This is a genomic window from Paraburkholderia heleia NBRC 101817 (assembly GCF_000739775.1).
Taxonomy (GTDB): domain Bacteria; phylum Pseudomonadota; class Gammaproteobacteria; order Burkholderiales; family Burkholderiaceae; genus Paraburkholderia; species Paraburkholderia heleia.
The window spans coordinates 125,361-138,257 of sequence record NZ_BBJH01000021.1; the positions used below are offsets into that span (position 1 = coordinate 125,361).

General features: G+C 66.4%; 11 protein-coding genes. All 11 read left to right on the forward strand.

The window, feature by feature from the left end; translation table 11 throughout:
- Positions 1–258 precede the first annotated feature (258 nt).
- The 11 genes from miaB to BHE01S_RS18310 all read left to right on the forward strand — a co-directional run bounded on the left by miaB (position 259) and on the right by BHE01S_RS18310 (position 12,809).
- Positions 259–1,644 carry a tRNA (N6-isopentenyl adenosine(37)-C2)-methylthiotransferase MiaB gene (gene miaB, locus BHE01S_RS18260; protein ID WP_042266349.1) on the forward strand — a complete coding sequence of 462 codons (1,386 nt, stop codon included), beginning with the start codon at positions 259–261 and terminating at the stop codon, positions 1,642–1,644.
- Between the two features lie 45 nt (positions 1,645–1,689).
- A complete protein-coding gene (locus BHE01S_RS18265; protein ID WP_042266351.1) occupies positions 1,690–2,820 on the forward strand; it encodes a PhoH family protein in 1,131 nt (376 codons plus the stop codon).
- Between the two features lie 35 nt (positions 2,821–2,855).
- Entirely contained in the window at positions 2,856–3,317 is a 462-nt protein-coding gene (gene ybeY / locus BHE01S_RS18270; protein WP_042266353.1) for an rRNA maturation RNase YbeY, read from the forward strand.
- A gap of 9 nt (positions 3,318–3,326) precedes the next feature.
- On the forward strand, positions 3,327–4,016 hold the full coding sequence (locus BHE01S_RS18275; RefSeq protein WP_042266355.1) for a gamma-glutamylcyclotransferase: 690 nt from the start codon (positions 3,327–3,329) through the stop codon (positions 4,014–4,016).
- Positions 4,017–4,196: 180 nt separating this feature from the next.
- Positions 4,197–5,090, forward strand: coding sequence for an HlyC/CorC family transporter (locus tag BHE01S_RS18280; protein WP_042266357.1), 894 nt, complete (start codon positions 4,197–4,199; stop codon positions 5,088–5,090).
- Positions 5,091–5,297: 207 nt separating this feature from the next.
- Positions 5,298–6,995, forward strand: coding sequence for an apolipoprotein N-acyltransferase (lnt, locus tag BHE01S_RS18285; protein WP_042266359.1), 1,698 nt, complete (start codon positions 5,298–5,300; stop codon positions 6,993–6,995).
- A gap of 248 nt (positions 6,996–7,243) precedes the next feature.
- Positions 7,244–8,251, forward strand: a complete 1,008-nt coding sequence (gene glyQ / locus BHE01S_RS18290; RefSeq protein WP_084068976.1) for a glycine--tRNA ligase subunit alpha — start codon at positions 7,244–7,246, stop codon at positions 8,249–8,251.
- A gap of 16 nt (positions 8,252–8,267) precedes the next feature.
- Positions 8,268–10,367: a glycine--tRNA ligase subunit beta gene (gene glyS, locus BHE01S_RS18295; protein WP_042266360.1), complete on the forward strand. Its 2,100-nt coding sequence runs from the start codon at positions 8,268–8,270 to the stop codon at positions 10,365–10,367.
- Positions 10,368–10,397: 30 nt separating this feature from the next.
- Positions 10,398–10,961 carry a D-glycero-beta-D-manno-heptose 1,7-bisphosphate 7-phosphatase gene (gene gmhB, locus BHE01S_RS18300; protein ID WP_042266362.1) on the forward strand — a complete coding sequence of 188 codons (564 nt, stop codon included), beginning with the start codon at positions 10,398–10,400 and terminating at the stop codon, positions 10,959–10,961.
- Positions 10,962–11,002: 41 nt separating this feature from the next.
- A complete protein-coding gene (locus BHE01S_RS18305; protein ID WP_042266444.1) occupies positions 11,003–11,764 on the forward strand; it encodes a lysophospholipid acyltransferase family protein in 762 nt (253 codons plus the stop codon).
- Between the two features lie 145 nt (positions 11,765–11,909).
- Positions 11,910–12,809 carry a M48 family metallopeptidase gene (locus BHE01S_RS18310; protein ID WP_042266447.1) on the forward strand — a complete coding sequence of 300 codons (900 nt, stop codon included), beginning with the start codon at positions 11,910–11,912 and terminating at the stop codon, positions 12,807–12,809.
- Positions 12,810–12,897 lie beyond the last annotated feature (88 nt).

The window sequence follows — 12,897 nt, forward strand, 5'->3', positions numbered from 1 at the left end:
GAAGTGAAAGGCAACGGGGAACGTCCGGGTTGCAAAACGGATTGCAAAGCGCGGATTGCAAAGCGCGGATCGCAAAGCGCGGATTGCAAAGCGCGCATCGCCAGAAACAGGGTGCCGACGCCGGTCTCATCACCGGTCTCCCCGCATCCCGATTCGGCCCCCACAACACACCGTAGTCCTGACGTGCAGACCGCGCATCACGCGCGTGCATCAAGCGGACGACGCCCCCAGGTCAACCACTGCGAACGGCGAAACCCGATGACCAAGAAAGTTTATGTAAAGACCTTTGGCTGCCAGATGAACGAGTACGACTCCGACAAGATGGTCGACGTACTCGGCGCCGCCGAAGGTCTCGTGAAGACCGACACCCCCGAAGACGCGGACGTCATTCTCTTCAACACCTGCTCGGTGCGCGAGAAGGCGCAGGAGAAGGTCTTCTCCGACCTCGGCCGCGTGCGCGAACTGAAGGAAGCGAACCCCAACCTGCTGATCGGCGTAGGCGGCTGTGTGGCGAGCCAGGAAGGCGCGGCGATCGTCGCGCGCGCGCCGTATGTGGACCTCGTGTTCGGCCCGCAAACGCTGCACCGCCTGCCGCAGATGATCGACGCGCGCCGCGCCTCGGGCCGCGCGCAGGTGGACATCACCTTCCCCGAAATCGAGAAGTTCGACCATCTGCCGCCCGCGCGCGTGGAAGGCCCGAGCGCGTTCGTCTCGATCATGGAAGGCTGCTCGAAATACTGCAGCTACTGCGTCGTGCCCTACACGCGCGGCGAGGAAGTCTCGCGACCGCTCGACGACGTGCTCACCGAAATCGCGGGCCTCGCCGACCAGGGCGTGCGTGAAGTCACGCTGCTCGGCCAGAACGTGAACGCCTATCGTGGCAAATTCGGCGGCGCCTCGACGGCTGCCGCGCACGATGTGGCCGACTTCGCCACGTTGATCGAATACGTCGCCGACATCCCCGGCATCGAGCGCATCCGCTACACGACCTCGCACCCGAAGGAGTTCACGCAGCGCCTGATCGACACCTACGCGAAGGTGCCCAAGCTCGTGAGCCACCTGCACCTGCCGGTGCAGCACGGCTCGGACCGCGTGCTCATGGCCATGAAGCGCGGCTACACCGTGCTCGAATACAAGTCGATCATCCGCAAGCTGCGCGCGATCCGTCCGGACCTGTCGCTCTCCACGGACTTCATCGTCGGCTTCCCCGGCGAGACCGAAGAGGACTTCCAGAAGATGATGGCGCTCGTCGAGGAGATGAGCTACGACACGAGCTTCTCGTTCATCTACAGCCCGCGCCCGGGCACGCCCGCCGCGAATCTCGAAGACGACACGCCGCGCGAGGTGAAACTCAAGCGCCTGCAGCATCTGCAGGCCACGATCGAGGAGAACGTGGCGCGCATCAGCCAGTCGATGGTCGGCCGGGTCGAGCGCATTCTCGTGGAAGGCCCTTCGCGCAAGGACCCGGGCGAACTCTCGGGCCGCACGCAGAACAACCGCGTCGTAAACTTCCCGGCGCCGCTCGCTTCGCACGCTCGCCTGATCGGCCAGATGATCGACGTGAAGATCAACCACGCGTACCCGCACTCGCTGCGCGGCGAACTCGTGCTCGCGCACGAAGACGCTTCGACGCTCGCGCATTAATCGGTTCGACGCACCCAGCCAGGAATTCAGGAGTTCAAAGACACCTTGAAGCCCAATCAGCAGCATCTGGAATTCACCGCGCCGCGCGACGACAACGCGCGGCTCGCCAACCTCTGCGGCCCGCTCGACGAAAACCTGCGCCAGATCGAGCAAGCGCTCGACGTGACGCTCGCGCGGCGCGGCCATCGCATCACCATTCGCGGGCGTGGCGCGAGGCTCGCGCTCGCGGCGCTCGAGAACTTCTACAACCAGGCGCGCGATCCGCTCTCCGTCGACGACATTCAACTCGCGCTCGTCGAAGCCCGGCACCCCGCGAACTTCGGCGCCAATTCGGCGAACGATCCGCGCGGCAACGGCAACGGCGGCGTGCGCGGCAGTGTGGACGGCGGCAACGAAGCCGCCGGGATCGATGCGCGGGATGTGAGATTCCGCGGCGACCCCGATCATCCGTTCGACGAGCCCGCGCGCGAAGGCGTCGATGTCGAGGAACTGGGCCCGAAACTCTACACTCGGCGCGCCGACCTGCGCGGCCGCACGCCCGCGCAGCGCGAATATCTGAAGCAGATCGTCTCGCACGACGTGACGTTCGGCATCGGGCCCGCGGGCACCGGCAAGACCTATCTCGCCGTGGCCTGCGCCGTGGACGCGCTCGAGCGCGACCAGGTCAAGCGCATCGTGCTCACGCGCCCGGCCGTGGAAGCGGGCGAGCGTCTGGGCTTCCTGCCCGGCGATCTGTCGCAGAAGGTCGATCCGTATCTGCGACCGCTCTACGACGCGCTTTACGATCTGCTCGGCTTCGACAAGACGGCGAAGATGTTCGAGCGCCAGATGATCGAAATCGCGCCGCTCGCCTACATGCGCGGGCGCACGCTCAATCACGCGTTCATCATTCTCGACGAGGCGCAGAACACCACGCCCGAGCAGATGAAGATGTTCCTCACGCGCATCGGCTTCGGCTCGAAGGCGGTCGTGACCGGCGACACCACGCAGATCGACTTGCCGCGCGGCCACAAGAGCGGCCTGATCGAGGCGCAGCATGTGCTGAAGGACGTGCGCGGCATCGCGGTCACGCACTTCACGAGTGCGGACGTCGTGCGCCATCCGCTCGTCGCGCGTATCGTCGAGGCTTATGACGCGCATTCGAAAAAGGACGAAGGCGCCGGCGACGCGCGCTAACGCCGCCGCCTGCGTCGTTTCATAGCTTCAGCCCCATGCCCCGCGCACCGAAACTCAAACTGACCGTGCAGTTCCCCGCCGCGAAGGCGTTCCCCGAGCACAAGGCTGCGCTGCCGCGCGCCACCGTGGCGGCATGGCTCAAGGCCGCGCTCTTCGCGGACGCGGAACTGGCCGTGCGCTTCGTCGACGCCGAGGAGGGCCGCACGCTCAACCGCACTTATCGCGGCAAGGACTACGCCACCAACGTGCTCACCTTCGCCTATGCGCAAAGCGAGGACGATCCGGTCACGGGCGATCTGATCCTGTGCTGCCCCGTGGTGGAAAAGGAAGCCGCCGAGCAGGGCAAGCCGCTCGCCGCGCACTACGCGCATCTGCTCGTACACGGCGCGCTGCACGCGCAGGGCTACGATCACGAAGACGAGGCCGAAGCCGAAGAGATGGAAGGCATCGAGACCGAGGTGCTCAACTCGCTAGGCTTTCCCGATCCGTACAAGTAAGCCCCCGCCATGAACGACCCACGCACGCCCGGTTTCGCCGAACCCTCAGCACTGCCCGAGGCAGCCGATGCGGGCGTGCCCTGCGCCGGCTACCCGCCGGTGCTCGGCGAGTCGCGGCTCCTGAGCGAGGACGAGTTGCAGGCCTCGCTCGCCTGCACGCTGAAAGCGCGAGGCTGGGACGGCGCGAGCGACATCTGGCTCTTCGGCTATGGCTCGCTGATCTGGAACCCAGGGCTGCCCACGGTGGAGAACGTGCGTTCGCGTGTGCACGGCTACCATCGCGGGCTTTACCTGTGGTCGCGCGTGAACCGCGGCACGCCCGAGCAGCCCGGACTCGTGCTCGCGCTCGACCGCGGCGGCTCGTGCGCGGGCGTCGCGTTCCGTCTTGCGGCCGAGGGCGTGATGCCGCACCTCGAAGCGCTCTGGCGGCGCGAGATGCCGATGGGCTCGTACCGTCCCGCCTGGCTGCCTTGCGTGCTCGCAGACGGGCGCCGCGTCGCGGCGCTCGCATTCGTCATGCGGCGCGATGTGGCGTCTTACACCGGCAAGCTTTCCGAAGCCACGGTTCGCACCGTGTTCGGCTGCGCATCGGGCCGCTACGGCACGACGCTCGACTACGTGCGTCGTACCGTCGAGGCCCTGCGCGAAAGCGGGATGCGCGACCGCGCGCTGGAGCGGCTGCTTGCGCGCTGCGCTTGAGCCGGGACTCACGGCGAGCCGCTTTTTCGTCCACCGGGCGACCACGCCGCATCTGCGTTAGGATGGATCAGCCGCTGCGTGCCCCGCGTGCGGCAATACATGGTCGCGCCACAGGCATGTTGTATCCTTAACCCTCCGCAACAGCGCGCCCTGCCCCCAAGCGGCAAAGGGCGCACCACCATGAACGACTCTTATCCCAGTCGACGCCAGACCGACAAACCGCAGGAAAAGCGCTCCCTGCTCGAGCGGCTGACCGACTTCATCTCGCCCGAACCCGACTCTCGCAGCGAGCTTCTCGAAATCCTCCAGGACGCGCACGCGCGCAACCTGATCGACGCCGATTCGCTTTCGATGATCGAAGGCGTGTTCCAGGTATCCGAGCTATGCGCGCGCGACATCATGATCCCGCGCGCCCAGATGGACGCGATCAACATCGCCGAAAGTCCTGACGAATTCATTCCGTTCGTGCTGGAGAAAGCGCACTCGCGCTACCCGGTATACGACGGCAACCGCGACAACGTGATCGGCGTGCTGCTCGCCAAAGACCTGCTGCGCTACTACGCCGAAGAGGAATTCGACGTGCGCGGCATGCTGCGCCCGGCCGTGTTCATCCCCGAGTCCAAGCGCCTGAACGTGCTGCTGCACGACTTTCGCCAGAACCGCAATCACATCGCCATCGTCGTGGACGAATACGGCGGCGTGGCCGGTCTCATCACGATCGAGGACGTGCTGGAGCAGATCGTGGGCGACATCGAGGACGAGTACGACTTCGACGAGGAAAGCGGCAACATCATCGCGTCGCCCGACGGGCGGTTCCGCGTGCGCGCGCTCACCGAAATCGAGCAGTTCAACGAGGCGTTCGGCACCCATTACTCCGACGAGGAAGTCGATACGATCGGCGGCTTCGTCACGAATCACTTCGGGCACGTGCCGCATCGCGGGGAGAAGGTGCGCATCGACGACCTGATCTTCGAGGTGCTGCGCGCCGACGCGCGCCAGGTTCACATGCTGCTGGTGCGGCGCGACCCGTTGGCCGGCCAGCGCGAAGCCGCGCTGCAGCCGCCGGGCACCTGAGGCAACCCGACGCAACGCGAACGCGCCGCCTGTGTGCCGACGACGCCAGCCTCCGGGCTGGCGTTTTTGCTTCGAGCGCGCCGACGCTTCGATCCATCCCCAGGAGAGCATCCCGGTACCGTCGCACGAAAGTGCTATCGTTGCGCTCGTCGCGCAATTCGCGCTCGCGCTGTTCAGCGCGCTTTCCATCGCATTCCACAGCACCGCATGGCCGACCCGATCGATACCCGCACGCACAGCGAGACGCGCGCGACGGAAACCACCCTCGCTACCAATGGCGCCGCACGCCGCGCGCTGCCCTTCTGGCACTATCTCGCCGCCGCCGCGCTGGGCGCGCTCAACACGCTGTCGTTCGCGCCCACGCCGCACGGCGGCTGGCTCGCCATTGCGATCTTTGCGCTGCTCTACTTCTGGCTCACGCGCACCACCGGCTGGAAGAGCGCGCTCTTCACGGGCTGGGCGTTCGGCTTCGGCAACTTCGTGAGCGGCGTATGGTGGCTCTACGTGAGCATGCACTTCTACGGCGGCATGCCCGCGGTGCTCGCGGGCGCCGCGCTCGTGCTGTTCTCGCTTTACCTCGGCCTGTATCCGGCGCTCGCCGCACTCGTCTGGTCGTTTTGCGCCGGACACGCGAAGCAGGGAAGCAGCGGCGAGCTGCCGTTCTCGCCGACGTGGCACGGCGCGTTCGCATTCGCGAGTGCGTGGGCGCTCGGCGAATGGGCGCGCGGCTATGTGTTCACCGGCTTTCCCTGGCTTTCGAGCGGCTACGCGCAAGTGGACGGTCCGCTCGCCGGTTTTGCGCCGATCGTGGGCGTGTATGGCGTGGGCTGGGTGCTCGCGCTAGTCGCGGCGCTCATCGCGCAGGCGGTTTTGCGTGCAGGCGGCACGAAGGGGCACGGCGCGTCGCCGCGGCGCGGCGCGGTGGCCACGCCCGCGCTGCTCGCGCTCGCCGTGATCGCCGCCGGCCTGCTGCTCTCGCTCGTCTCGTGGACGCAACCCTCCGGCACGCCGCTCACCGTGCGGCTCCTGCAAGGCAACGTCAAGCAGGACATGAAGTTCTCCGAGCAGGGCATGATCGACGCCCTCAACGAGTTCCAGAAGCTGATTACCGAAAAGCCCGCCGATCTCGTCGTCACGCCCGAAACCGCGGTGCCGGTGCTCGTGCAGGAAATTCCCCAGAAGTTCGGCCGCGATATCCGCGCCTTCGCCGACGGCACCAACACGGCCATCCTGTTTGGCGCCGTGGGCGGCACGATCACGTCCGACGGCCGCGTGACCGACTACACCAACAGCCTCTTCGGCATCACGCCGGGCCAGAACGGCCTCTATCGCTACGACAAGCACCACCTCGTGCCGTTTGGCGAATTCGTGCCGTGGGGCTTCCGCTGGTTCGTCAATCTCATGAACATCCCGCTCGGCGACTTCGCGCGCGGGGCGCCCGTGCAGCCGCCGTTCCGCGTGCACGGCGAGCTGGTGGCCGTGAACATCTGCTACGAGGACATCTTCGGCGAGGAGATCGCGCGCACCGTGCGCGAGAGCCCGGACTCGCCGGGCATCCTCATCAACTCGACGAACCTCGCGTGGTTCGGCGACACCATCGCGCTCGACCAGCATCTGCAGATCGCGCGCATGCGCTCGCTCGAAACCGGCCGCCCGATGCTGCGCGCGACCAACACGGGCGCCACCGCCGCCATCGACGCGAAAGGCCGCGTGATCGCGCGTTTGCCGACATTCACGGTGGGCTCGCTCGACGTGAAAGTGGAAGGCACGAGCGGCTTCACGCCCTACGTCACGAGCGGCAACAACACGGTGATCGCCATTTCGTTGCTGCTGCTGGCGCTCGGCTTTGCGTTCGGACCGGCCTTCAAGGGCGCGAAAGCGCGCAAGCCGACGAACGGAAAGTAAGCCACGCGCGACGTCGCGCCGACGACGCAACCACCCCGCTGCCGGCCGCCCGAACCCCGTCCAGGTCTCAAGGCTCCGGCAATCCGGTAAAATTCAACGTTTTAGCACCTGGCCGCCTCCCGGCCCGGGCCACACAAGGGCAAGGGGCAAGGCGGAGAACCGCCGGGCTGGCCGCCGCGCCGGCGCGCCCGTCTGGCTCCGGCCGCCGCATTCCGCCCCCGAAAGCCCGAAAGACACTGCAGGCACACATGCTCACGTTTCAGCAAATCATCCTGACGCTCCAGTCTTACTGGGACAAGCAGGGCTGCGCACTGCTCCAGCCGATCGACATGGAAGTCGGCGCCGGCACCTCGCACGTCCACACCTTCCTGCGCGCAATCGGCCCCGAGCCGTGGCGCGCGGCCTACGTGCAGCCCTCGCGCCGCCCGAAAGACGGCCGCTACGGCGAGAACCCGAACCGTCTGCAGCACTATTACCAGTACCAGGTGGTGCTCAAGCCCGCGCCGGAGAACATCCTCGACCTGTACCTCGGCTCGCTCGAGGCGCTCGGCTTCGACCTGAAGCAGAACGACGTGCGCTTCGTCGAAGACGACTGGGAGAACCCCACGCTCGGCGCCTGGGGTCTCGGCTGGGAAGTGTGGCTCAACGGCATGGAAGTCACGCAGTTCACCTACTTCCAGCAGGTGGGCGGCCTCGACTGCAAGCCGGTGCTCGGAGAAATCACCTACGGTCTCGAGCGTCTCGCGATGTATCTGCAGAAGGTCGAGAACGTCTACGACCTCGTCTGGACCGAGTGGGAAGAGCCGGGCCCGAACGGCCCCGAAATGCGCCGCCTCACCTATGGCGACGTCTACCACCAGAACGAGGTCGAGCAGTCGACCTACAACTTCGAGCACGCGAACGTCGACCTGCTGTTCACGTTCTTCAACGCGTACGAAGCCGAAGCGAAGCGCATGATCGATCTGCAGCTCGCGCTGCCCGCCTATGAGCTCGTGCTCAAGGCCGGCCACACGTTCAACCTGCTCGACGCGCGCGGCGCGATCTCCGTGACGGAGCGCGCAGCGTACATCGGCCGCATTCGCGCGCTTTCGCGCAGCGTGGCGCAGTCGTACTACGACTCGCGCGAGAAGCTCGGCTTCCCGATGCTCGGCAACCCCGTGCACGGCGTGCCGGGCCTCACCACCGACGAACAGGACGCCGCGATGCCCGCCTGGGCGCCGCCGCTGAAGGTCGAACGCAAGTTCGACGAGGCATGACCGGATCTCAAGAACAATGACGCAAGCTCATCACGCCACTCTCCTCGTCGAACTGCTGACCGAGGAACTGCCGCCGAAGGCCCTCGCGCGCCTCGGCGACGCGTTCGCCGAAGGCATCGCGCAGCGCCTCGCCGCGCGCGACCTGATCGAAGGCGATCTCTCGTTCGAACGTTACGCGACGCCGCGCCGCCTCGCCGTCACGATCCGGAACGTGCGCAGCGTCGCGCCCGAAAAGCAGGTGCGCGAAAAAGTGCTGCCTGTTTCGGTCGCGCTCGACGCGGACGGCCAGCCCACCGCGCCGCTCGCGAAGAAGCTCGCGGCGCTCGGCTTCGCCGACTTCCCCGTGAGCGACCTCGAGCGCGCGAGCGACGGCAAGAACGAAGCGTTCTTCCTGCGCTACGCGGCGCCCGGCGCCACGCTTGCCGACGGCCTGCAAGCCGTGCTCGACGAAGCGCTCGGCAAGCTGCCGATCCCGAAGGTCATGACCTACCAGCGTCCGGACGGCAGCAACGTCCAGTTCGTGCGCCCGGTGCATCGCCTGACGGTGCTGCACGGCGAGCAGATCGTGCCGGTCACGGCATTCGGCGTCGACGCCGACGACACGACGCGCGGCCACCGCTTCCTTTCCGAAGGCCTGATCGCCATCCAGCACGCCGACGACTACGCGCACACGCTGCAGCACAAGGGTTTCGTGATCGCGAGCTACGCCGAGCGCCGCGAGTCGATTCGCGCGCAACTCATCGAGCAGGCCGGCAGCGACAAGGTCGTCATGCCCGAGTCGCTGCTCGACGAAGTGAATTCGCTCGTCGAATGGCCGGTCGTCTACGCGTGCAGGTTCGAGGACGAATTCCTGCAGGTGCCGCAGGAATGCCTGATCCTCACGATGCAGACGAACCAGAAGTATTTCGCGCTCACTGACGACCAGGGCCGCCTGCGCTCGCGCTTCCTGATCGTCTCGAACATCGCGACGCAAACGCCCGGCGAGATCGTCGAGGGCAACGAGCGCGTGGTGCGCCCGCGTCTGGCCGACGCGAAGTTCTTCTTCGAGCAGGACAAGAAGAAGCCGCTGGCCGACCGTGTGCCGCTGCTCGCGAACGTGGTGTATCACAACAAGCTCGGCTCGCAGCTGCAGCGCGTGGAGCGCCTCGAAGCGCTCGCCGGCCAGATCGCCTCGATGTGCGGCGCCGATATCGCGCTCGCGCAACGCGGCGCGCGCCTCGCGAAGGCCGACCTGCTGACCGACATGGTGGGCGAGTTCCCCGAGCTGCAAGGCACGATGGGTACCTACTACGCGCGCCACGACGGCGAGCCCGAAGAAGTGGCGATTGCGTGCTCGGAGCACTATCAGCCGCGCTTCTCCGGCGACGCCCTGCCCGCCACCACGACGGGCACGATCGTCGCGCTCGCGGACAAGCTGGAAACGCTCGTCGGGATCTGGGGCATCGGGCTCGCGCCCACCGGCGAAAAGGATCCGTTCGCGCTGCGCCGTCACGCGCTGGGCGTGCTGCGCATTCTCGTCGAGAAGCAACTGCCGCTCGACCTCGTCGAGTTGCTGCGCGCCACCTACGCGCAATTCGCAGGCATCGAGGCCGTGACGGAATCGACCCAGGCCATCTACGCGTTCTGCATCGACCGCCTGCGCGGCTTGCTGCGCGAGCGCGGCTTCGCGGCCGCCGAAGTGGACGCAGTGCTCGCGCTCAATCCCACGCGCTTCGACGACATCGTCTCGCGTCTGGATGCGGTGCGCGAATTCGCAGCGCTCGCGGAAGCGGCCTCGCTCGCGGCGGCCAACAAGCGCATCTCGAACATCCTCAAGAAGTCCGAGGATGCGCAAGACGCCGGCGTGCAGATCGCCCTTTTCGTCGAATCCGCCGAGAAGGCGCTCTTCGCGCAGCTCGAGCAGGTCGCGCCGCGCGTGGAAACGCAACTCGCCGCGCGCGAATACACGGGTGCGCTCACCGCGCTCGCGGCGCTGCGCGAAACCGTGGACACGTTCTTCAACGACGTGATGGTCAACGCCGAAGACCCGGCGCTGCGTGCGAACCGCCTCGCGCTGCTCAAGGCGCTGCATCGCCAGATGAACAGCGTCGCGGACATCTCGCGGCTGGCTGCATAAGCGCAAGGAAGCGGAACTGAGCGAGACGCCATGCCGACCAGCACCACCAGAAAACTCGTGATCCTCGACCGCGACGGCGTGATCAACGTCGACTCCGACGCGTTCATCAAATCGCCGGACGAATGGGTCGCGATACCCGGCAGCCTCGAAGCCATCGCGCGTCTGAACCAGGCGGGCTATCGCGTCGCGGTGGCGTCGAACCAGTCGGGCATCGGTCGCGGACTGTTCGACATGGCCGCGCTCAACGCCATGCACGCGAAGATGCACCGCCAGGCGGCAGCCGTGGGCGGCCGCATCGACGCCGTGTTCTTCTGCCCGCACACGGCGCAGGACCACTGCGAGTGCCGCAAGCCGCAGCCGGGCATGCTCAAGATGATCGCGGAACGCTTCGAAATCGACCCGGCCGATACCCCGGTGGTGGGCGACTCGCTGCGCGACCTGCAGGCAGGCGCGGCGCTCGGCTTTCGCACGCACCTCGTGCGTTCGGGCAAGGGCGAGAAGACGCTTGCGGCCGGCGGCTTGCCCGAAGGCACGATGATCCACGACGACCTGCGCGCTTTCGCGCTCGACTTTCTCGCGAACGCCCCTGCGTGAAGGCGCAGGCGGTACACGCGAACATTCAACCGGCTCGCCCGATGCGCTTTCTCCGCTCCCTGCTGCTGTTCATCTATTTCATCGTCTACACCATGCCGTACGCGACGGCGTGCTTTATCGCGTTCCCGTTCATGAACGCAACGCGGCGCTACTGGATGGCCGTGGGCTGGTGCCGCTCCACCCTTTTCGTTGCGCGCCACCTCAATGGCATTCGCTACCGCATCGAGGGCATGGAGAACCTGCCCAACGGGCCAGCCGTGCTGCTCGCGAAGCACCAGTCCGCATGGGAGACGCTGGCGTTCCCCGCGCTCATGCCGCAGCCGCTGTGCTACGTGTTCAAGCGCGAACTGCTGTTCGTGCCGTTCTTCGGCTGGGCGCTGGGCATGCTGAAGATGGTTCACATCAACCGCAAGGAAGGCAAGAACGCGTTCACCTCGGTGATCCGCCAGGGCAAGCAGCGCATGGCCGAAGGCGCATGGGTGATCATGTTCCCCGAAGGCACGCGCATACCGGTGGGCAAGCAGGGCAAGTACAAGACCGGCGGCCCGCGCTTCGCCATCGAAACGGGTGCGCCCGTGGTGCCGATCGCGCACAACGCGGGCCACGTCTGGCCCCGAAACTCGTTCATCAAATATCCGGGTATAGTCACGGTGTCGATCGGCAAGCCGATCGAGACGACCGGACTCACGCCCGACGAAGTGAACACGCGCGTGCAAACGTGGATCGAAACGGAAATGCGGCGGATCGATCCTGAGGCGTATCGCGAAACGGATGGCGCAGCGGCGAAAGCGGCACGGATTTGAGGCGCACAGCGTGCTCTTCGGGCGCGCGCGAAGCGTTGCAGCGCGGCTGTGGGCGCTGCTCGCCGCACGGCCGGGCGCGCCGCGCAACGCGGCGCCAGAAGCCCCGCGCACACGCCGCGCACGCCCATCCGCACCAGGCCTGACGATGCAGAAGTCCCCCACGCCGCGCCCCAACGCGGCACTCGACAACCGGCAGCTCGACTTGCCGCTCTTTGCTGAACCGGCGCCCGCCGTGGCGCCTGATGCTTCGTCCCCCTCTCTCACACCGCAGACGGCGACTCCGCCCTCGCCTGCGAAGCCCGGCAAGGCACCGCTTGCGCCCGATGGCACGCGGCTGCGTACTGTCGTGCTGGGTGCGCGCACGCTGCATTACCGGCTCAAGCGCTCGTCGCGCAAATCGATCGGGTTCGTGATCGACGGCAGCGGGCTTGGCATCACGGCGCCCAGGTGGGTCACGATCGCCGATATCGAGACCGCCATCGCCGAGAAGCAGCGGTGGATCTTCGCCAAGCTCGCAGAATGGCAGACGCGCACGGAACAGCGCGCCTTGCCGCGCGTGGAATGGCGCGATGGGGCTGAGCTGCCCTTTCTTGGCAAGCCGGTTACGGTGAAGCTGGGGGCTTCCTTGCTCGTGTTCGATCACGAGACGCGCGTGCTTGCGTTGCCGATGCCACCGCATGCTGACGCGCAGCAGATCAAGGACCGCGTGACTGGATGGCTCCAGGGGGAAGCGACGCGCATATTCGGTGAGCGGCTCGAGGTGTATGCCGGGAAGCTCGGTGTCTCGTTCCGGTCTTATGCGCTTTCTTCGGCGGCGACGCGCTGGGGCAGCTGTTCAAGCGAAGGCAGAATTCGCCTGAACTGGCGGTTGATTCATTTTCCGCTCTCCGTCGTGGACTATGTGGTCGCGCATGAGCTCGCGCATTTGCGGGAGATGAATCACAGCCCACGGTTCTGGCAGACGGTGGAATCGATTTTTCCGGAGTTTCGCGAGGCGAGGAAGCAGCTTAAGCAGCATCCGCCCGAGATGGTGCCGGGGATGTGATATCCCCATTGCAGGTCCGCGAATTTCAGTTGCATTTCTCATTCATTCGCAGTTCGAAGCAATTCCCCGAAGCAACAGGCTGGATTGC